Here is a 20,773-nt window from a genome sequence, read left to right as displayed (position 1 = left end):
CCCGGCCCGGGCCGTGCTTCCGTGCGCGCCTTCGCCTGGAGCAGTCCCCGGCACTTGGCCCCCGCGTGCATCGTTACCATGCCTGGACACAGCAACCGGGAACCACCGACACCACTGGCACCACTGACAACGACGAGGACGGGCGACGCGTGGCCGAGGCGGCAGCTATCCAGGGGACCACTCCCTCACCTGCCCGCCGCTGGCTACGGCGCATGGCCTCACTCGCCGTAGCGGCCCCGCTCCTCGCCGGGCTCCTCCAGGGCCTGCCCGCGCCCGCCGCACAGGCGGCCGAGAGCGCGGGCGGAAACAACGGCGTGGACGTGTCGGTCGACACACTGACGCCGAACGCCCCTGTGGAAGGCGACACACTCACCATCACGGGCACGGTCACCAACGAGACCAAGCAGTCCGTGACCAATGCCACGGTCGATCTGCGGGTCGGCCCGCGGATGACCAGCCGGAGCGAGATCGACGACGTCGCCGACCGGGACGGCGTCCGCTACGGCAGCGACCCCGCCCCGCTGGGCGGTCCCTACACGGTCAAGATCCCCCAGCTGGGTGCCGGGCTCAGCCGCGACTTCACGCTCTCGGTGCCGGTGTCCAAGCTGGGTCTCGACGACGCGGGCGTCTATCAGCTCGGCGTCTCGCTGTCGGGCCAGACCGCCGGCCAGCCCTACGAGCGGCTGCTCGGCATCGAGCGGACCTTCCTGCCGTACCAGCCCGACGAGGCCGAGAAGAAGACCAAGCTCACCTATCTCTGGCCGCTGATCTCCACGTCGCACGTCTCCGCCGAGACGGGCGCGAACCTCCAGCAGACGCCGGTCTTCGAGAACGACGACCTGGCCGCCGATCTCGCCCCCGGCGGCCGGCTCCACGAGATGGTCTCGCTCGGCAAGGACCTCCCGGTCACCTGGGTGATCGACCCGGACCTGCTCGCCGGCGTCACCGCGATGACCGAGCCGTACATGGTCAAGAGCGGCGCGACCGAGGTGCCGGGCCGGAACCAGGACGTCGCCGAGCGCTGGCTGGACGCCCTGGAGAAGGCCGTGCAGGGCCACAAGGTCGTCGCCCTGCCGTTCGCCGACCCCGACCTGGCCTCCCTCGCCCACCACGGCAAGGAGGTGCCGGGTTCGCTCAGCCACCTCCAGCAGGCGTCCGCGCTGACCTCGACCACGGTCGAGACGATCCTCCATGTGAAGCCGTCCACCGACTTCGCCTGGCCCGTCGACGGGGCCGTCGACGCCTCGATCATGGCCGTCGCCACCTCCGCGGGCGCGCACAACGTGATCGCCCGCAGCGACAGCTTCCGCGACGACCTCTCGTACACGCCGACCGCGGCCCGCCCGGTCGGCGGCGGCACCACCGCCGTGGTCAGCGACGCCGGCCTGTCGAAGGCGTTCCAGGGCGACCTCATCAGGGCCGACAACTCCACCCTGGCCGTCCAGTCCTTCCTCGCCCAGTCGCTGGCCACGACCCTGGAGCTGCCCGAGAAGCAGCGCAGCGTCGTGGTCGCCCCGCAGCGCATGCCCACGATCGCGCAGGCGCAGAGCATGGCGACGGCGCTGCAGGCGCTCGGCGCCAAGCGCTGGACGGAGCCGGAGGACCTGCCGGCCGCCGCCGCGGAGACGCCCGACCCGGACGCCTCGACGCGGATCCCGAGCAGCCGCTCGTACCCGAAGAAGCTGCGCGCCCAGGAGCTCGACACCAAGGCCTTCCTCAAGATGAAGGACACCCGGGACGAGCTGGACGACTTCCGGGTCATCCTGACCGCCCCGGACCGCGTGGTGCCGCCGTTCACCAACGCGATCAGCCGCGAGATGTCGACGTCCTGGCGCGGGGAGGCCCCCTCGGCCGCCCTCTACCGCGAGGAGGTCCTGCGCTATCTGCAGAGCCTCACCGAAGAGGTGCAGCTGATCAAGAAGTCGGACCTCACACTGTCCGGGCGGAGCGCCACCATCCCGGTGACCGTGCAGAACCGGCTGCTGCAGGGCGTCGACCATCTGGTGCTGCGGCTGCAGTCCGGCAACAAGAACCGCGTCAAGCTGGACGGCGAGGGCACCGCCGACCAGCCCGTGAAGATCAACGGCGGGCACAGCCAGTCGGTGAAGTTCAACGCCTCGGCCAACGCCAACGGTCCGGTCACGATGACGGCCCAGCTCTACACCGAGGACGGCACGCCCTACGGCGCTCCGATGACGTTCACCGTGAAGGTCTCCGAGATCACCCCGACGGTGATGCTCGTGCTCGCCGGCGGTGTGCTGCTGCTCGTCCTCGCCGGCATCCGGATGTACTCCCAGCGCAAGCGGGCAGCCGCCCGGAACGCCGAGGCCGAGGCCGCCGACGAGGCCGCCGACGACGCCGAAGCGGAGGCGGAGACCGGTTCCGCCGCTGCCGACACCGCCGGCGAGACCCGCGTCGGCAGCGCCGAAACGGAACCCGACGACGGCCCGGAGACGGCGCAGCCGAGTGACCCGACGCCGGACACCGGGCCCGAAAGCGGCGACCCGTCCGGCACGGGTGAGAAAGTGGACCGTTGAGCGATGTCGTGGCCGGTCGGCCGGGGACGATGAGGTGGGGTAACCATGAACGCGCCGTACGACGGTGACCGCGGCCAGGGCGCGGGCAACGCGCCGTCCGGTGGGACGCCCGCGACCCCGGCACCCGGCCACGGGCCGGTCCCGCCGCCGCAGCAGGCCGCCCCGGACCCGCGCGCGCCGCAGCAGCAGAACCCGTACGCCCCGGACGCCTACGGCCAGGATCCGTACGTCCAGGACGCCTTCGCCCACGACCCGTACCAGGCGCGTGACCTGTCCGCCCAGGACCCGGTGGGCGAGGCGCTCTACGACCGGGCCGCGCATCCGCCGCCCCCGCCGGGCACCTACGCGGAGCCGCAGCCGCTCTACCAGCAGCCGGCCGCGCCCGCGCACGCCCCGGACCCGCGCGTCTGGGCCCAGACCCCGGCGCCCGAGCCCGACGGCCCCTCGCGCCACCTGCCGTACGGCGACGACGCCCGCACGGTCCAGTTCACCGGCGTCGACGACCTGGTGACCGCGGCGGGGGAGGAGGAGCCGGAGCCCGACGCCTTCGCCCACCTCTACCGGGACCAGCAGGCGCCCGGCCAGGTGCCGCCGCCGGCCCCGGAGCCGAACCCCATGCCCGCGCCCGCCCCGAAGAAGGCCGGCCGCGCCTCCGGGCTGCTCAAGTCGAGCGCCGTGATGGCCGCCGGCACCCTGGTCTCCCGTCTCACCGGCTTCGTCCGCAGCCTGGTGATCACCGGCGCCCTCGGCGCCGCGCTGCTCGGTGACACGTACACCGTCGCCTACACGCTGCCGACGATGATCTACATCCTCACCATCGGCGGCGGCCTCAACTCGGTCTTCGTACCGCAGCTCGTCCGCTCGATGAAGAACGACGAGGACGGCGGCGAGGCGTACGCCAACCGGCTGCTGACCCTCGTCATGGTCGCGCTCGGCGTGATCGTCACCATCGCCGTGTTCGCGGCACCGGTGCTGATCCGGCTCATGTCGAGCACCATCGCCGACGACGCGGCCGCCAACAGCGTCGCCGTCACCTTCGCCCGCTACTGCCTGCCCACCATCTTCTTCATGGGTGTGCACGTGGTGATGGGTCAGATCCTCAACGCCCGCGGCAAGTTCGGCGCGATGATGTGGACCCCGGTCCTCAACAACATCGTCATGATCACCACGTTCGGCCTGTTCATCTGGGTCTACGGCACCTCCGCCGAGTCCCACATGGGCGTCCAGACGATCCCCGACGACGGTGTCCGGCTGCTCGGCATCGGCACCTTGCTCGGCCTCGTCGTGCAGGCCCTGGCGATGATCCCGTATCTCCGCGAGACCGGCTTCCGCTTCCGTCCCCGCTTCGACTGGAAGGGCCACGGCCTCGGCAAGACGGTCAAACTGGCCAAGTGGACCGTGCTGTTCGTGCTCGCCAACCAGGCCGGTGTCCTGGTCGTCACCCAGCTCGCCACCGCGGCCGGTGAGGAGTCCGGCAAGAACGGCGCCGGCTTCCTCGCCTACTCCAACGCCCAGCTGATCTGGGGCATGCCGCAGGCCATCATCACCGTCTCCGTCATGGCCGCCCTGCTGCCCCGCATCTCCCGCGCCGCCTCCGACGACGACCCGGGCGCCGTCCGCGACGACATCTCCCAGGGCCTGCGCAACTCGGCCGTGGCCATCGTCCCGATCGCCTTCGCCTTCCTGGCCCTCGGCGTCCCGATGTGCACCCTGCTCTACGCCTCCAGCGGCGTCGAGGCCGCCCAGGGCATGGGCTTCATCCTGATGGCCTTCGGCCTCGGTCTGATCCCGTTCTCCGTGCAGTACGTGGTGCTCCGCGGCTTCTACGCCTACGAGGACACCCGGACGCCCTTCTACAACACCGTCATCGTCGCCGCCGTCAACGCGGCCGCATCGGCCGTCTGTTACGTCGTGCTGCCGGCCCGCTGGGCGGTGGTCGGCATGGCCGCCTCCTACGGCCTGGCCTACATGGTCGGCGTCGGTGTCGCCTGGCGCCGGCTGAGCAAGCGCCTCGGCGGCGACCTGGACGGCGCCCATGTCATCCGCACCTACGCCCGGCTGTGCCTGGCCTCGCTGCCGGCCGCCGTCGCCGCCGGAGCCGTCGGCTTCGCCCTCCTGAAGGTGCTCGGCGAAGGGGCCCTGGGCTCGCTCGCCGCCCTCGTCGTCGGCAGCGCGGTCCTGCTCGGAGTCTTCTTCGTGGCGGCCAAGCGCATGCGGATCGCGGAGCTCAACTCCATGGTGGGCATGGTCCGCGGCCGTCTGGGACGCTGATCGAACGACAGGTGCGCGGGGTTCGCACAACCATCGTCTGCCGACGCGTGTCGTGCATAGCGCCGGACTGTGGGCACAATTGGCATGGCTGTTGGATGTGGCGCAACGGATGGGGAGGCAGGAACGACGGTGGCGGAACGTAGCACGGCTGCCGTCGACGTGGCCGACAACAGCGGTGACGACCCGCTGACCGCCAAGGCGGACACGGCCGCGACCGACGGGGTGGCGGAAGCGCAGAAGAAGGCGGGCACGTCCGCCGAGGCCACGAAGAGCAAGGCGGTCGAACGACAGAACGGCGAACAGTCCTCCATCACCGCACCCGAACTGCACAGCGGCCACAAGCTGGCGAGACGGTACCGGCTGGAGGAGTGCGTCACCCGACTGGACGGATTCAGCAGCTGGCGTGCCGTCGACGAGAAGCTGCGGCGCGCCGTCGGCGTGCACATCCTGCCCGCCGACCACTCCCGCGCCCGCTCCGTCCTCGCCGCCGCCCGCTCCGCCGCGCTGCTCGGCGACCCGCGGTTCGTACAGGTCCTCGACGCGGTCGAGGAGAACGACCTCGTCTACGTCGTGCACGAGTGGCTGCCCGACTCCACCGAGCTGACCGCGCTGCTCGCGGCCGGCCCCATGGAGCCGCACGACGCCTACCAGCTCGTCAGCCAGGTCTCCCAGGCCATGGCCGCGGCACACCGCGAGGGCCTCTCGCACCTCCGGCTCACGCCGAGCGCCGTGCTGCGCAGCTCCACCGGCCAGTACCGGATCCGCGGCCTCGCCGTGAACGCCGCCCTGCGCGGCATCAGCGCCGAGCGCCCGCAGCGCACGGACACCGAGGCGATCGGAGCCCTGCTCTACGCGGCGCTCACGCAGCGCTGGCCGTACGAGAACGACGCCTACGGGCTCTCCGGGCTGCCCAAGGGCGTCGGGCTGCTCTCCCCCGACCAGGTGCGGGCAGGCGTCCACCGGGGCCTCTCGGAGATCGCCATGCGCGCCCTGGCGAACGACGGGGCCACGGCCTCGCGCCAGGAGCCGCCCTGCACCACGCCGGACGAGCTGGCGAAGGCCGTCGCGGCGATGCCGCGCATCCGGCCGCCGGAGCCGGAGTTCCCGCTCCCGACGCCGCCCGAGTATCAGCGCACCACCTACCAGCAGGGCACCTACGGGCGCCCCCAGCCGCGCCCCGTGGTCACCCAGCCGGTCATGATCCCGCCGCCGCCGCTGCAGAGCCGTACCGGCAAGGTGCTCAAGTGGGCCGTCTCGGCCCTGCTGATCGCCGCCCTCGGCCTCGGCAGCTGGCAGATCGCGGACCGGCTCCTGGACCAGAACAAGTCGGCCGAGACGCCGCCGACCCAGCCGCAGCCGTCGGGCGACGACAACAAGGAGCCGACCGCCAACGGCAAGCCGGTCGCGATCGAGGACGCATGGGACTTCGACCCGCAGGGCAGCGACGGCGGCGAGAACCCCCGGGACATAAAGAACGCCTACGACGGTGATCCGAACACCTCGTGGACGACCAGCAGTTACAAGGGTTACTCGAAGTTCGGCAACCTGAAGGACGGGGTCGGGATCATCCTCGACCTCGGCAAGGTCCAGCAGGTCGCCAAGGTCGAGGTCGCCTTCCATGGCGCCACCTCGGTCGAACTGCGGACGACCCCCGAGAACTTCACCTCGCAGCCCAGCCGGCTCGACGACTTCCGCAAGCAGACCGCGGGCAACGGGACCACAGTGGCCCTCACCCCCGGCAAGCCGCTGAAGACGCGCTACGTTCTCGTCTGGCTGACCGATCTGCCGGCCGGCGGAGACGGCTATCGGGGTGAGATCTCGGAGATCAAGGTCACCAGCTGACGTCACCCCGGGGGAGGGGCTCACCGTTGGACGACGTCCCACGCGACGAACGGAGCGACCAGGATCTGCTGGCCGACCATGTGGCCGGCGATCCTGACGCCTTCGGTGAGCTCGTACGGCGCCACCGCGACCGGCTGTGGGCGGTGGCCCTGCGGACGCTGGGAGACCGCGAGGAGGCCGCTGACGCCGTCCAGGACGCCCTGGTGTCGGCCTTCCGGGCCGCCCATACCTTCCGGGGCCAGTCGGCCGTCACGACCTGGCTGCACCGCATCACGGTGAACGCCTGTCTCGACCGGGCCCGGAAGACTGCCTCCCGCCGGACCTCGCCCATGGACGACACCGCACGGTTCGAGCAGCTCCTCGAACCGCACGAGTCGGCCGAGGCCCCCGCCGAGCGGCAGGATCTGCACCGCCAGCTGCTCGCCGCGCTCGCCACGCTGCCGGCGGAACAGCAGGCGGCGCTCGTCCTCGTCGACATGCAGGGATACCCGGTGGCCGAAGCCGCTCGTATCCTCGATGTCCCCACCGGAACCGTGAAGAGCCGCTGTGCGCGCGGGCGGGCGAGGCTGCTGCCGATGCTCACTCATCTGCGCGGGGACACGGTGGGTAACGAAGGCCCCGACGGGGGAAGGAACCGGACGCCGGGGGCATCCGTCCCACCGGTGCCGGGACCGACGGATAGCGGACCGAGCAATGCAGCTGCTGTGAAGGGCGGAGGTGGGCGCGCGTGACTTCCACGGCCGACACGACTCAGCACCCGGACGTCGCGGAGATCTCCGATCTCACCGAGGGCCTGCTCTCCCCCGCCCGCAGCGCGGCCGTACGGCAGCATCTCGACGCCTGTCCCCTCTGCGCGGACGTACGGACCTCCCTGGAGGAGATCCGCGGGCTCCTGGGCACCCTGCCGGGGCCGCCCCGGATGCCCGCCGAGATCGCCGGACGGATCGATGCCGCCCTCGCCGCGGAAGCCCTGCTGAACGCGACCGCGCCGGAGGCCGACGCGCCTGTTTCACGTGAAACATCGCGCCCCCGCCCCGCGCCGTCCGTCCCGGCCGATCGCCCGGCGGACCGGCCCGCCGGGCGTCCCTCCGCCGCCACCGGCCCCGGCCGCCCGCGCCGCTCCCGGCGCCGGATCGCCGCCCTCGGCGCCGCTTTCGGCGCCGCGGCCCTGGGCCTGGGCCTGTTCTTCACCCAGTCGGGCGCACTCGGCGGCGCCACCGCGGCCGGCGACAAGAAGGCCGATGCCGCCGTCGCCGCGAGCGCCGCCCGGTTCGACGGCCGACCCGTCGAGTCCACCGTGCAGGACCTGCTGCGCCACAACAGCAGCTTCAAGGCGCCCCAGGACCGCAGTGGCGCTCCCGAGTCGCTCTCGGCCGAGAGCGGCGGTGACGGGCAGACGCGCACAGCGGGCCCCGCCCTCCCCGACTGCGTGAGGGCCGCTACCGGCCGCACCGACCCGGTCCTCGGCTTCCAGCAGGGCGACTACCAGGGGACGCCCGCCTATCTCGTCGTCCTCCCCGACCCCACGGACAGCGGCCGGGTGCAAGCGTTCGTCGTCGACGGCTCCTGCGCGGCCGGCGGCGGGAACGGCAAGTCCGAGGTGCTTCTGGACGAGTCCGTCCCGCGCTCCTGACCTCGGGCTCCGTCTCTGCACGTGCCGCGTGGCCGTCTCGGGAATGCTCGCCCCTTAGGATCCGTTGGGTGGGGTGAGAGTCACCCATCCGAGCCCGCCCCGTAGGCAGTAGGCAGTCTGCAGAGACGAGGAAGAAACCCGTGAGCGACGTCCGTAATGTGATCATCATCGGCTCCGGTCCCGCGGGTTACACCGCTGCGCTGTACACCGCACGCGCGTCGCTGAAGCCGCTCGTCTTCGAGGGTGCGGTCACCGCCGGTGGCGCCCTGATGAACACGACCGAGGTGGAGAACTTCCCCGGCTTCCGCGACGGCATCATGGGCCCGGACCTCATGGACAACATGCGCGCCCAGGCCGAGCGCTTCGGCGCCGAGCTCGTTCCGGACGACGTCGTCGCCGTGGACCTCACCGGTGACATCAAGACCGTCACGGACACCGCCGGCACCGTCCACCGTGCCAAGGCCGTCATCGTCACGACCGGCTCCCAGCACCGCAAGCTCGGCCTGCCGAACGAGGACGCCCTCTCCGGTCGCGGCGTCTCCTGGTGCGCCACCTGCGACGGCTTCTTCTTCAAGGACCAGGACATCGCCGTGGTCGGCGGCGGCGACACCGCGATGGAGGAGGCCACCTTCCTCTCGCGCTTCGCCAAGTCCGTGACGATCGTCCACCGCCGTGACACGCTGCGCGCCTCCAAGGCGATGCAGGAGCGTGCCTTCGCCGACCCGAAGATCAAGTTCGCCTGGGACAGCGAGGTCGCCGAGATCCACGGCGACCCGAAGCTCTCCGGTCTGACCCTGCGCAACACCAAGACGGGCGAGACGAGCGAGCTGCCGGTGACCGGTCTCTTCATCGCCGTCGGCCACGACCCGCGCACGGAGCTCTTCAAGGGCCAGCTGGAGCTGGACGAGGAGGGCTACCTGAAGGTCGACGCCCCGTCCACCCGCACCAACCTCACGGGTGTCTTCGGCGCCGGCGACGTCGTCGACCACACCTACCGCCAGGCGATCACCGCCGCCGGCACCGGCTGCTCCGCCGCCCTCGACGCGGAGCGCTTCCTGGCCGCCCTCTCCGACAGCGAGAAGCTGGCCGAGACCCCCGCGGTCTGACCCCTACGCCTTCCTCACCCACACCCCGCCAACCAAAGGAGGTCGCCGTGGCCGGCGCCACCGTCATCGTCACCGACGCTGATTTCGACGAGAAGGTCCTCAAGAGCTCGAAGCCCGTCCTCGTGGACTTCTGGGCCGAGTGGTGCGGCCCGTGCCGCCAGATCGCCCCGTCGCTGGAGGCCATCGCCTCCGAGCACGACGAGATCACCATCGTGAAGCTCAACATCGACGAGAACCCGGAGACGGCTGCCAAGTACGGCATCATGTCGATCCCGACGATGAACGTCTACCAGGGCGGCGAGGTCGTGAAGACCATCGTCGGCGCCAAGCCGAAGGCCGCGCTGGAGCGCGACCTGGCGGACTTCCTCGAGGCGAAGTAACGCTCTCGCTGTTTCACGTGAAACATCGGCGGCCCGCCCCCCTTCCGAGGGGGCGGGCCGCTGTCGTCCGTCCTGCCGGCTCTCGTCAGAGCGGCCGCAGCACCGGCTCCTTCTGCACGGCGCCGAGAAGCCGGTCCAGAGCCATCTCGACGTCCTCCTTCCAGGAGAGCGTCGTCCTCAACTCCAGCCGCAGCCGCGGATACCTCGGGTGCGGGCGCACCGTCTTGAAGCCCACGGCCAGCAGATGGTCGGCCGGAAGCACACAGGCGGGCTCCTTCCAGCGGGCGTCCCCGAACGCCTCGATCGCCTTGAAGCCACGCCGCAGCAGATCCTTCGCCACGGTCTGCACCATCACCCGCCCGAGCCCCTGCCCCTGGTAGCCCGGCATGATCCAGGACGTCATCAGCTGCACGGCGTCCGCGGCGACCGGGCTCGTGGGGAAGGCGGTGGAACGGGGCACATAGGCCGGAGGCGCGTAGAGCACGAAGCCGACGGGCACGTCGTCGACATAGACCACCCGGCCGCAGGACCCCCACTCCAGGAGCACCGCGGAGATCCAGGACTCCTTCTCCAGCTCCGGGCGGCCGGCCTTGACGGCGGCCTCCCCGCTCACCGGATCGAGCTCCCAGAACACGCAGGAGCGACATCGCTTGGGGAGGTCCGGAAGGTTGTCCAGCGTGAGCGGTACGAGCCGACGCCCCACGGCTGCTCCTCGCTTCTCTCGGCCTTCGCTGTACGCATATGCCTCAAAGAATCGTAACGACAACCCGCCGGATGGCCACCCGACTTACCCGTCCTGCTCGGCGCTGCCCTGCTCCATCACGCGCCCCTCACCCGGGGCCAGCGTCGAGAGGATCCGCTCCAGGTCCTCCATCGAGGCGAACTCGACGACGATCTTGCCCTTCTTCTGACCCAGGTCGACCTTCACCCGGGTCTCGAAGCGGTCGGAGAGCCGGCTCGCGAGATCACGCAGCGCCGGGGAGACCCGGGCACCCGCCCGCGGCCCCTTGGGCTTGACCGGCGAGGAGGGCTCCGAGCCCATCAGCGTCACGATCTCCTCCACCGCCCGCACCGAGAGTCCCTCGGCGACGATCCGGTAGGCGAGCTTGTCCTGGGCCTCCGGGTCCTCCACGGACAGCAGGGCACGGGCGTGCCCCGCAGAGAGGACGCCGGCGGCGACCCGGCGCTGCACCGGCGGGGAAAGCCTCAGCAGACGCAGCGTGTTGGAGACCTGAGGACGCGAACGCCCGATGCGGTCGGCCAGCTGGTCATGGGTGCAGTTGAAGTCCTTGAGGAGCTGGTCGTAGGCGGCGGCCTCCTCCAGCGGGTTCAGCTGGGCCCGGTGCAGGTTCTCCAGGAGGGCGTCGAGAAGCAGCTTCTCGTCCTCGGTGGCCCGCACGATCGCCGGGATCCGCTCCAGACCGGCCTCGCGGCAGGCCCGCCAGCGGCGCTCACCCATGATGAGCTCATAGCGCTCGGGACCGATCTGGCGGACGACGACGGGCTGGAGCAGACCGACCTCCTTGATGGAGGTGATCAGCTCGGCCAGGGCGTCCTCGTCGAAGACCTCGCGCGGCTGGCGCGGGTTCGGCGTGATGGAGTCCAGCGGCAGCTCGGCGAAGTGCGCCCCGGCAGGGGACTCCGGCTCGGGCTCGGCCACCGGCACCACGGAGTCCGGGGACTGCGGGCTCGCGGGAAGCGTGGCCAGCTTGGCCGCGGCCACACCCCGGTCCGAGCCGAGTGCCGGAATGGCTCCGGGGGAGCTGGTGACCGTGGCGGCGCCCACTCCGGCGGCCGGCACCTGTCGCTCCTGGGGAGCAGCCGGAATCAGCGCACCGAGCCCACGCCCCAATCCCCTACGTCGCTCGCTCACTGGATCCCCTCCGACATTCGCTGGTTGTTCTGGTGGCCCACATGCGGGTGTCCCCCATGGGCCTGACTGGCGTCATAGGCGATGTCGACGCCACGCAGCGCGATCTCGCGCGCCGCTTCGAGATACGACAGGGCACCACTGGAACCCGGGTCGTAGGTGAGCACGGTCTGCCCGTAGCTCGGGGCCTCCGAGATGCGGACGGACCTCGGGATGCTGGTCCGCAGCACCTCGTTGCCGAAGTGGGTGCGCACCTCGTCGGCGACCTGCGAGGCGAGCCTCGTGCGGCCGTCGTACATGGTGAGAAGGATCGTCGACACATGCAGCGTGGGGTTCAGGTGACCCCGCACCAGATCGACGTTCCGCAGCAGCTGGCCGAGACCCTCCAGCGCGTAGTACTCGCACTGGATGGGGATCAGCACCTCGGCTCCGGCCACCATGGCGTTGACCGTGAGCAGGCCGAGCGAGGGCGGGCAGTCGATGAGGATGTAGTCGAGCGGCTGCTCGTACGCCTGGATCGCCCGCTGCAGCCGGCTCTCGCGCGCCACCAGCGACACCAGCTCGATCTCCGCACCGGCGAGGTCGATGGTGGCGGGGGCGCAGAAGAGTCCTTCGACGTCCCGGACGGGCTGCACGACCTCGGAGAGCGGCTTGCTCTCCACGAGGACGTCGTAGATCGAGGGGACCTCGGCGTGATGGTCGATGCCGAGCGCGGTGGAGGCGTTGCCCTGCGGGTCGAGGTCGATGACCAGGACCCGGGCGCCGTGCAGCGCGAGAGAGGCGGCCAGATTGACGGTCGTGGTGGTCTTGCCCACGCCGCCCTTCTGGTTGGCGACCACCATCACACGGGTCTGGGCGGGCCGGGGAAGTCCTTCTCCAGCACGGCCCAGGGCCTCCACGGCCAGTTGGGCCGCACGGCCGATGGGGGTGTCGTCCATCGGAGGCGGTGTTTCACGTGAAACATCCGCCTCTACCGATTCGGTTCGGGGACCGGGGACCGGTTCGGTCATCGGTCCCGCGGTGTTGGCGTCGGACCGCAAGGACTCACTCTCCTCGGCTTCAGACTCGCGATGGACAGAGCCTGCCATGCCTTCGGGGTCCTGAACCAGCGAGGCCCGTGGTTCTGTGGATGAATCCACCTCTGTGGACAACCCCGTGACCCTCACGGGGGGTTTCGTCGGAGGTTTGCGGTCCCGGGGCGTGGCGGCCGCGCGGCCGCGGCTGATGATCCCCTGCAGCAGTGAGCGACGTTTCACGTGAAACACGATGCACGCGCCGCAGAGCCGGGACCGCCCGACACTCCGAAATCAGCCCATATCGCAGCAGCCGCTCGCATGGATCAGCGGTGCCGGCTCAGCGAGGTGCCGGCTCAGCGAGGTGCCGGGCTCGGCGAGGAGAGCAGCAGTACCGGATCAGCGGCTGCGGCGACGGGGCCGGCTGGTCCGGGCCGCCTTGGCCCGCTTGGCCGCGAAGCGCACACCGCCGGGGCTCTCGCCGACCTCGACCCGGACCACGGTGGTCAGCGGGTCCACGATCCCCTCGCCCGCGTGCAGCACGGACGCCTCCACCACACCGAGCTTGGAGAGCGCGGCGCGCGCACCGGCGATCTCCTCCTCGGCGGTGTCGCCCTTGAGGGCCAGCATCTCGCCGTAGGGACGGAGCAGCGGAACGCCCCAGCCGGCCAGTCGGTCGAGCGGTGCCACGGCCCGGGCGGTCACGACGTGAACGGGGCCGAGCTTGCCCAGCATCTCCTCGGCACGGCCGCGGACCACGGTCACATGGTCGAGGCCGAGCAGCTCGACGGCCTCCTGGAGGAAGGTCGTCCGGCGGAGCAGCGGCTCGAGCAGCGTGATCTTCAGGTCCCGGCGGACCAGGGCCAGCGGGATGCCCGGCAGGCCGGCACCGGAGCCGACGTCGCAGACCGTGACGCCCTCGGGGACGACCTCGGAGAGCACGGCGCAGTTCAGCAGGTGGCGCTCCCACAGACGGGGGACCTCACGCGGGCCGATGAGGCCGCGCTTGACCCCGGCGTCCGCCAGGAGTTCGGCGTACCGGACCGCCTCCGGGAAGTACTCGCCGAAGACTGTCCGCGCCTGCTCCGGCGCCTGGGGAAGCTCCGTTGCCTCCGTCACGGGGAACCGTCCTTCCGTACCGCGCGCGTACCGTCCGAGCGCACTGGGTGCTGACTATCAGGCTGACAAAACGCGGCCCCGTCTGCGAACAGACGGGGCCGACGTCAGATGGGGTTCAGGCAGGGAGCACGACGACGAAGCGCTGCGGCTCCTCGCCCTCGGACTCGCTGCGCAGACCGGCGGCGGCGACCGCGTCGTGCACGACCTTGCGCTCGAACGGCGTCATCGGGTCCAGCTTGACCGGCTCGCCGGTGGCCTTGACCTCGTCGGCGGCCTTGGCACCCAGCCGGGCGAGCTCCTCGCGCTTCTTGGCGCGGAAGCCCGCGATGTCCAGCATCAGACGGCTGCGGTCACCGGTCTCCCGGTGCACGGCGAGCCGGGTCAGCTCCTGAAGAGCCTCCAGCACCTCGCCGTCGCGGCCGACGAGCTTCTGCAGGTCGCGGCTGCTGGAGTCGCTGACGATCGAGACCGAGGCCCGGTCCGCCTCGACGTCCATGTCGATGTCGCCGTCGAGATCGGCGATGTCGAGCAGGCCCTCGAGGTAGTCGGCCGCGATCTCACCCTCCTGCTCCAGGCGGGTCAGGGTGTCGCCACCCTCGGCGGCGGAGGTGGTGCCTTCCGTCACGGATGGACTCCTTCTAGCTTCGTGGAGGCTTACTTCTTGGAGGAGGGGTGCTTGGGCCGCTGCTGGCCCTTGCGCTGGCCGGAGTTGGCGCGGCTCGGCCGGGCCGGCTTGTCGCCCGCGGCCTGGTTGCCGGGCTTGGCGCCCTTGGCCGACGACTGCGGCTTCTTCTCCAGCGAAGGAGCGGCCTGGTCGGTCTTCCCGTCCGAGCCCTGCGCGTCCTCGGCCTGTGCGTCCGAAGCCCGCTCGTCCGAGGACTTCGCCTCGGCCTGCTGGCCGCCGGCGGCCGCCTGGCGCTGGGCCTTGGTCTGGCGCTTGGGCTGCTGGCGCCGCGCGGCGGCACCGCCCTCGGCCTCGACCGAGACGCTGTCGCTCTTGATCACGGTGCCGTCGGTCTGGGCGGCGAAGCCGGCCTTGGCCAGGCCCGCGAAGAAGCGGCGCTCGTTGTCGTTGCGGTCGGCGCCCTTGGCGACGATCGCCTTGACGATGTTCTTCCGGCGCCGGCCGCGGACCTCACCGTGCTGCCCGATGCTCTTGAGCAGGCGCTGCAGGTAGGCGTCCTGGGCCTTGCTGCCCGGGGTCGGGTTCTGGTTGATCACGTACATCTGCTGGCCCATGGTCCACACGTTGGTGGTCAGCCAGTAGACGAGGACACCGACGGGGAAGTTGATGCCCATGCCCGCGAAGATCAGCGGGAAGATGTACATCAGCATCTTCTGCTGCTGCATGTACGGGGTCTTCACCGACAGGTCGACGTTCTTCATCATCAGCTGGCGCTGGGTGAAGAACTGCGAGGCCGACATCATCACGATCATGATCGCGGTGACGACGCGCACATCGGTCAGCGAGGCGCCGAGGGAAGCGACCTTGTCGGCGCTGTCCGTGAACTTCGCGGCCAGCGGCGCACCGAAGATGTGGGCCTTACGGGCGCTGGCCAGCAGGTCATCGTTGATGACGCCGATCGTCTGGCCGTTGGCGATGCTGGAGAGCACGCGGTACAGGGCGAAGAAGAACGGCGACTGCGCCAGGATGGGAAGGCACGAAGAGAGCGGGTTGGTGCCCGTCTCCTTGTACAGCTTCATCATCTCTTCGGACTGACGCTGCTTGTCGCTCTTGTAGCGCTCCTGGATCGCCTTCATCTTCGGCTGGAGCGCCTGCATGTTCCGCGTCGACTTGATCTGCTTCACGAAGAGCGGGATCAGGCAGATGCGGATCAGCACCACCAGGGACACGATGGACAGACCCCAGGCCCAGCCGGTGTCAGGGCCGAAGATCGCCCCGTACATACTGTGGAACTGGACGATCACCCAGGAGACGGGTGTGGTGATGAAGCTGAACAGACTGGCAATCGTGTCCACTAATCAGGCTCCTTGAGCATTGGGCGAGGTCTCTGCGGCAGGGCTCGTCTCGCCGGAGAACCCGCCCTTTTCGCCACGAAGGGCGGCGCGCAGCATCTCGTGCCAGCGCGGCCGCTTGCGCGGGGGAACATGGTCCACGCCGCCCGGCGACCACGGATTGCACCGCAGGATGCGCCAGGCGGTCAGGGCTGTGCCCTTGATCGCACCATGCCGGTCGATGGCCGTGAATCCGTAGCGGGAACACGACGGGTAGTACCGGCAGACGGGGCCCAGAAGCGGGCTGATCGTCCACTGGTACAGCTTGATGAGAGCCAGCAGCGGGTACTTCATCGCGTGCCCCCTCCCAGCAACCGCTGGAGAGCGGCATCCAGGTCTCGGGCCAGCTGTGCGTGGTCGGCGTCACCGGCTCCGGGCAACGCCCGTACGACCACCAGGCTACCGGGGGGCAGCTCGGTGATGCGGTCGCGCACGAGATGGCGGAGACGACGCTTGACCTGGTTGCGGACGACCGCGCCGCCAACGGCCTTGCTCACGACGAAACCCGCACGCGTCGGGGGAGCGCTCTCCCCAGGCGCGTGCGGGTCCGTTGCACCGCTGTTGCGTAGGTGGACGACGAGGAGCGGGCGTCCGGCCCGGCGTCCTCGGCGTACCGCGGTCGCGAAGTCCTCGCGCCGCCTCAGCCGATTCTCGGTAGGCAGCACGTCATGACCTGTTTAGACAGATCAGGCGGACAGGCTCGCGCGACCCTTGGCACGGCGGTTCGCCAGGATGGCGCGGCCGGCACGGGTGCGCATGCGCAGGCGGAAGCCGTGGGTCTTGGCGCGACGACGGTTGTTCGGCTGGAAGGTGCGCTTGCTCACTCGGGGACTCCAGAAATGAATCGTTGGTGGCGGGACATCGCCTGGCTGTCACCGTGCGCCCACGATTAGCTCGCATACGCTCGAGTGCACCGCTTCGCGATCACATAGAGTGATCTTCGCCCATCGGTAGGCAGGCGGCAGCAGCCATCGACAACTCGACCTGGTTACGGTACGCGCGGCTACGCCATCCGGTCAAACCGGCCCGTCGCCGGGGCCCCCTTGTGCACAGGCTGTGGACAACAACTTGAACCACGTCAGCCGCCCCGACTACCGTGGCTGAACTCCACAATCTTTTCCGATCTGTCCTTACCTGTCCTTACGGACTTCGACCGACCGTCCCCGAGAACCACACCATCGGTGGACCTGCGAGGAAGCGTGCCCCGTGGCTGACGTACCTGCCGATCTTGCCGCAGTGTGGCCGCGTGTACTCGAACAGCTCCTCGGCGAAGGCCAACAGGGCATCGAGTCCAAGGACAAGCAGTGGATCGAGCGCTGCCAGCCGCTCGCACTGGTGGCCGACACGGCGCTGCTCGCCGTGCCCAACGAGTACGGCAAGCAGGTCCTCGAAGGCCGTCTCGCCCCCCTGATCAGCGACGCGCTCAGCCGCGCCTGCGGCCGCCCGATCCGGATCGCGATCACCGTCGACGACTCCGTCGGCGAGCCGACGCCCCCCGCGCCGCCGGCCCAGCCCATGCGGCCGGCCCCGCAGCCGTACGGCAAGCGCGAGACATACGACACATACGAGAAGTACGACGACTACGGCCGGCCGATGCCGGAGGACGGGCTGCCGACGGCCCGCCCCGCCTACCCCGAGTACCAGCAGCAGCGCCCCGACCCGGGCGTCTGGCCGCGCGCCCAGGAGGACGTCACCTGGCAGCAGCAGCGGCTCGGCGGCTTCCAGGAGCGCGATCCGTACGCGACGCCCCGCCCGCAGCAGCCCCAGCCGACGCGGTACGACGAGCGCCCCGCGTACGAGCAGCCGCAGCGCCCCGAGCGGGGGGAGCTGCCGGACACGGAGGGCCCGGTCCCGGGCCGCGGGCCGCGTCCCGGCGTCCCCGGCGGCGGCGTGTCCGGGCCGTCCGGCTCCGGCTCGTCCGGCCAGGGCGGCGGCACCGGCGCGCCCGGTGAGCAGCACGCCCGGCTGAACCCCAAGTACCTCTTCGACACCTTCGTCATCGGTTCCTCGAACCGCTTCGCGCACGCGGCGGCGGTCGCCGTCGCGGAGGCGCCGGCGAAGGCGTACAACCCCCTCTTCATCTACGGCGAGTCCGGGCTCGGCAAGACCCATCTGCTGCACGCGATCGGGCACTACGCGCGGAGCCTCTACCCGGGCACCCGGGTGCGGTACGTGAGCTCGGAGGAGTTCACCAACGAGTTCATCAACTCGATCCGCGACGGCAAGGGCGACGCGTTCCGCAAGCGCTACCGGGATGTGGACATCCTGCTGGTCGACGACATCCAGTTCCTCGCGAGCAAGGAGTCGACGCAGGAGGAGTTCTTCCACACCTTCAACACGCTCCACAACGCCAACAAGCAGATCGTGCTGTCCTCGGACCGGCCGCCCAAGCAGCTGGTGACCCTGGAGGACCGGCTCCGCAACCGCTTCGAGTGGGGCCTGACCACGGACGTGCAGCCGCCGGAGCTGGAGACGCGCATCGCGATCCTCCGCAAGAAGGCGGTGCAGGAGCAGCTGAACGCGCCGCCGGAGGTGCTGGAGTTCATCGCGTCCCGGATCTCGCGGAACATCCGCGAGCTGGAGGGGGCGCTGATCCGGGTGACGGCGTTCGCGAGCCTCAACCGGCAGCCGGTGGACCTGGGGCTCACCGAGATCGTCCTCAAGGACCTGATCCCGGGCGGCGAGGACACGGCGCCGGAGATCACCGCCGGAGCGATCATGGCGGCGACGGCCGACTACTTCGGTCTGACGGTGGAGGACCTGTGCGGCTCGTCCCGCAGCCGGGTCCTGGTCACCGCCCGGCAGATCGCCATGTACCTGTGCCGCGAGCTCACGGACCTGTCGCTGCCGAAGATCGGCGCGCAGTTCGGCGGCCGCGACCACACCACGGTGATGCACGCGGACCGCAAGATCCGCGCGCTGATGGCGGAGCGGCGCTCCATCTACAACCAGGTCACCGAGCTGACCAACCGCATCAAGAACGGCTGACGACGGCCCCTCACAGGGCTCCGAAGGGCGCTCCGGACACCTCCCGGGGCGCCCTTCGGCGTTCCCGGAGGGCTCCCGCACAGGCGTCGGCGCGAGGCAGCTGTTCGATTACTCCGTTCCGGTGGCGGGTTCTCCACAGATTGGGGGATGATCTTCCGTCCACAGGGTGGGGACTTCCGAGTTATCCGGATTGCATCCACAGGCAGCCCTGGTGACAGGGCATCATCCCAGCTCAGAGCCTTGTGGAATTGTTGGCAACCGATCTCCACAGCCTGTGGACGAAAGATCCGTCCACAGGAGCCCCGCTCGGTTGTCCACCGGCAACCCACAGGGCGGTGGCGGTTGCCCACAGCTTCTCCACACCGCTGTCCACTGTTCGGCAACGAAACACCCGCGCTCACTGGGGCGAGTGAAAGCCGTCACACCAAGGGAGACGTTTGGGCTGTGGGGAACCTGGGGAAAGCTGGGGACAGCACTGGGGAGAACTCCCCATGCCCTGTGAATCGGGTGTGCAGAACTTTGCTGTGTCCACAGCGCACCCCGGTTGTCCACCGGTCCCATGCACAGGCGCAGTGGACAAAAAACGGGCCTTGACCTGCGCAGACGGCGTTATCCACGGTTTCCACAGGCCCTACTACTACTCCCACTCATAGTTAGCTCGGAATCCGCTTCGAAGTGGGGTGTGTGGACAACTCGAGCCCGGAGCCTCGGCGACCTCTTGTCGCGACTTGACCCCGAGCCGCACCGAGTGTCGGTGGCGTACGTCAGACTGGATCCCGCAGTCGACGAAGAGCCAGCAACAAGCAGGAGGCGGTTCCGGTGAAGATCCGGGTGGAGCGCGATGTACTCGCGGAGGCGGTGGCGTGGGTGGCCCGCAGCCTTCCGGCCCGTCCGCCGGCGCCCGTTCTCGCGGGCCTTCTGCTGAAGGCCGAGGACGGCGCGCTGAGCTTCTCCAGCTTCGACTACGAGGTCTCGGCCCGCGTCTCCGTCGAGGCGGAGGTCGAGGAGGACGGCACCGTCCTGGTCTCCGGCCGCCTGCTCGCCGACATCTGCCGCGCCCTCCCCAACCGTCCGGTGGAGATCTCCACGGACGGTGTACGGGCGACCGTGGTCTGCGGCTCCTCCCGCTTCACCCTCCACACCCTGCCTGTGGAGGAGTACCCGGCGCTGCCCGAGATGCCCACCGCGACCGGCACGGTCCCCGGTGAGGTCTTCGCCTCCGCCGCCGCGCAGGTGGCCATCGCCGCCGGCCGTGACGACACGCTGCCCGTCCTCACCGGTGTGCGCATCGAGATCGAGGGCGACACCGTCACCCTGGCCTCCACCGACCGCTACCGCTTCGCGGTCCGCGAGTTCCTGTGGAAGCCGGAGTCCCCGGACGCCTCCGCCGTGGCCCTGGTGCCCGCGAAGACCCTCCTGGACACCGCCAAGGCGCTGACCAGCGGTGACACGGTGACCCTGGCGCTCTCCGGCTCCGGCAAGGGCGAGGGCCTGATCGGTTTCGAGGGCGCGGGCCGCCGCACCACCACCCGCCTGCTCGAGGGCGACCTGCCGAAGTACCGGACGCTCTTCCCCACCGAGTTCAACTCGGTCGCGGTGATCGAGACCGCCCCCTTCGTCGAGGCCGTCAAGCGCGTCGCCCTGGTGGCCGAGCGCAACACCCCGGTCCGGCTCAGCTTCGAGCAGGGCGTGCTCATCCTGGAGGCCGGCTCCAGCGACGACGCACAGGCTGTGGAGCGCGTCGACGCGCAGCTCGACGGCGACGACATCTCGATCGCCTTCAACCCGACCTTCCTCCTGGACGGCCTGAGCGCGATCGACTCCCCGGTCGCCCAGCTCTCCTTCACGACCTCCACCAAGCCGGCCCTCCTGAGCGGCAAGCCGGCGGTCGACGCCGAGGCGGACGAGGCGTACAAGTACCTGATCATGCCGGTGCGCCTGAGCGGCTGACGCCGGGACACGGGCCGTCGACTGAGCGGCTGACCCCACAGGTGTGCA

Annotated in this window: 18 protein-coding genes; 9 read left to right on the top strand and 9 right to left on the bottom strand. The window is 70.2% G+C overall.

The features are described from left to right. Nucleotides 1-149: 149 nt before the first annotated feature. From ACIRSU_RS21460 to trxA, 7 genes are all read left to right on the top strand, one after another. Complete coding sequence (locus ACIRSU_RS21460) at nt 150-2,537, top strand: DUF6049 family protein (protein ID WP_403794368.1); 2,388 nt, start codon at nt 150-152, stop codon at nt 2,535-2,537. Nucleotides 2,538-2,582: 45 nt separating this feature from the next. Continuing rightward, nucleotides 2,583-4,808 carry a murein biosynthesis integral membrane protein MurJ gene (gene murJ / locus ACIRSU_RS21455; RefSeq protein ID WP_403794366.1) on the top strand — a complete coding sequence of 742 codons (2,226 nt, stop codon included), beginning with the start codon at nt 2,583-2,585 and terminating at the stop codon, nt 4,806-4,808. Between the two features lie 129 nt (nt 4,809-4,937). Next, entirely contained in the window at nt 4,938-6,650 is a 1,713-nt protein-coding gene (locus ACIRSU_RS21450; RefSeq protein WP_403794363.1) for a serine/threonine protein kinase, read from the top strand. 26 nt (nt 6,651-6,676) lie between these two features. Beyond that, nucleotides 6,677-7,381 carry an RNA polymerase sigma factor SigM gene (sigM, locus tag ACIRSU_RS21445; protein ID WP_403794360.1) on the top strand — a complete coding sequence of 235 codons (705 nt, stop codon included), beginning with the start codon at nt 6,677-6,679 and terminating at the stop codon, nt 7,379-7,381. Then, the gene (locus tag ACIRSU_RS21440) at nt 7,378-8,283 is read left to right on the top strand and encodes a hypothetical protein (protein ID WP_403794358.1); all 906 of its coding nucleotides are present in this window, start codon (nt 7,378-7,380) and stop codon (nt 8,281-8,283) included. Before sigM ends, ACIRSU_RS21440 begins: the two co-directional genes overlap by 4 nt. 140 nt (nt 8,284-8,423) lie before the next feature. Then, nucleotides 8,424-9,389, top strand: coding sequence for a thioredoxin-disulfide reductase (trxB, locus tag ACIRSU_RS21435; RefSeq protein ID WP_403794356.1), 966 nt, complete (start codon nt 8,424-8,426; stop codon nt 9,387-9,389). A 47-nt stretch (nt 9,390-9,436) separates the two neighbouring features. Next, complete coding sequence (trxA, locus tag ACIRSU_RS21430; protein WP_403794353.1) at nt 9,437-9,769, top strand: thioredoxin; 333 nt, start codon at nt 9,437-9,439, stop codon at nt 9,767-9,769. A gap of 85 nt (nt 9,770-9,854) precedes the next feature. Here trxA and ACIRSU_RS21425 read toward each other — a convergent pair whose 3' ends face one another. From ACIRSU_RS21425 to rpmH, 9 genes are all read right to left on the bottom strand, one after another. Beyond that, complete coding sequence (locus ACIRSU_RS21425) at nt 9,855-10,472, bottom strand: GNAT family N-acetyltransferase (protein ID WP_403794351.1); 618 nt, start codon at nt 10,470-10,472, stop codon at nt 9,855-9,857. Between the two features lie 84 nt (nt 10,473-10,556). Next, nucleotides 10,557-11,642, bottom strand: a complete 1,086-nt coding sequence (locus tag ACIRSU_RS21420; protein ID WP_403794349.1) for a ParB/RepB/Spo0J family partition protein — start codon at nt 11,640-11,642, stop codon at nt 10,557-10,559. After that, entirely contained in the window at nt 11,639-12,727 is a 1,089-nt protein-coding gene (locus ACIRSU_RS21415) for a ParA family protein (RefSeq protein ID WP_403794346.1), read from the bottom strand. The genes ACIRSU_RS21420 and ACIRSU_RS21415 overlap by 4 nt, the downstream gene beginning before the upstream one ends. A gap of 324 nt (nt 12,728-13,051) precedes the next feature. Beyond that, nucleotides 13,052-13,771: a 16S rRNA (guanine(527)-N(7))-methyltransferase RsmG gene (gene rsmG, locus ACIRSU_RS21410; protein WP_403794343.1), complete on the bottom strand. Its 720-nt coding sequence runs from the start codon at nt 13,769-13,771 to the stop codon at nt 13,052-13,054. Nucleotides 13,772-13,886: 115 nt separating this feature from the next. Further along, nucleotides 13,887-14,396: a protein jag gene (locus ACIRSU_RS21405; protein ID WP_403794341.1), complete on the bottom strand. Its 510-nt coding sequence runs from the start codon at nt 14,394-14,396 to the stop codon at nt 13,887-13,889. A 29-nt stretch (nt 14,397-14,425) separates the two neighbouring features. Then, complete coding sequence (yidC, locus tag ACIRSU_RS21400) at nt 14,426-15,751, bottom strand: membrane protein insertase YidC (protein ID WP_403794339.1); 1,326 nt, start codon at nt 15,749-15,751, stop codon at nt 14,426-14,428. Between the two features lie 3 nt (nt 15,752-15,754). Next, nucleotides 15,755-16,081 carry a membrane protein insertion efficiency factor YidD gene (yidD, locus tag ACIRSU_RS21395; RefSeq protein WP_403794336.1) on the bottom strand — a complete coding sequence of 109 codons (327 nt, stop codon included), beginning with the start codon at nt 16,079-16,081 and terminating at the stop codon, nt 15,755-15,757. Beyond that, the gene (rnpA, locus tag ACIRSU_RS21390; RefSeq protein WP_403794333.1) at nt 16,078-16,452 is read right to left on the bottom strand and encodes a ribonuclease P protein component; all 375 of its coding nucleotides are present in this window, start codon (nt 16,450-16,452) and stop codon (nt 16,078-16,080) included. Before rnpA ends, yidD begins: the two co-directional genes overlap by 4 nt. Nucleotides 16,453-16,473: 21 nt before the next feature. Next, nucleotides 16,474-16,611 (bottom strand): 50S ribosomal protein L34, encoded by a 138-nt coding sequence (gene rpmH / locus ACIRSU_RS21385; RefSeq protein WP_015659252.1) that lies wholly within the window; start codon nt 16,609-16,611, stop codon nt 16,474-16,476. A 382-nt stretch (nt 16,612-16,993) separates the two neighbouring features. Between rpmH and dnaA the strand changes: the two genes are divergently transcribed. Both dnaA and dnaN read left to right on the top strand, forming a co-directional pair. After that, entirely contained in the window at nt 16,994-18,775 is a 1,782-nt protein-coding gene (dnaA, locus tag ACIRSU_RS21380; protein WP_403794330.1) for a chromosomal replication initiator protein DnaA, read from the top strand. 819 nt (nt 18,776-19,594) lie between these two features. Then, complete coding sequence (dnaN, locus tag ACIRSU_RS21375; protein WP_318208253.1) at nt 19,595-20,725, top strand: DNA polymerase III subunit beta; 1,131 nt, start codon at nt 19,595-19,597, stop codon at nt 20,723-20,725. Nucleotides 20,726-20,773 lie beyond the last annotated feature (48 nt).

It is taken from the genome of Streptomyces sp. NPDC101160 (assembly GCF_044768205.1).
Taxonomy (GTDB): Bacteria; Actinomycetota; Actinomycetes; order Streptomycetales; family Streptomycetaceae; genus Streptomyces.
The sequence above is the reverse complement of the archived record's forward strand: the minus strand, read 5'-3'. Positions and strand labels throughout refer to the sequence as shown.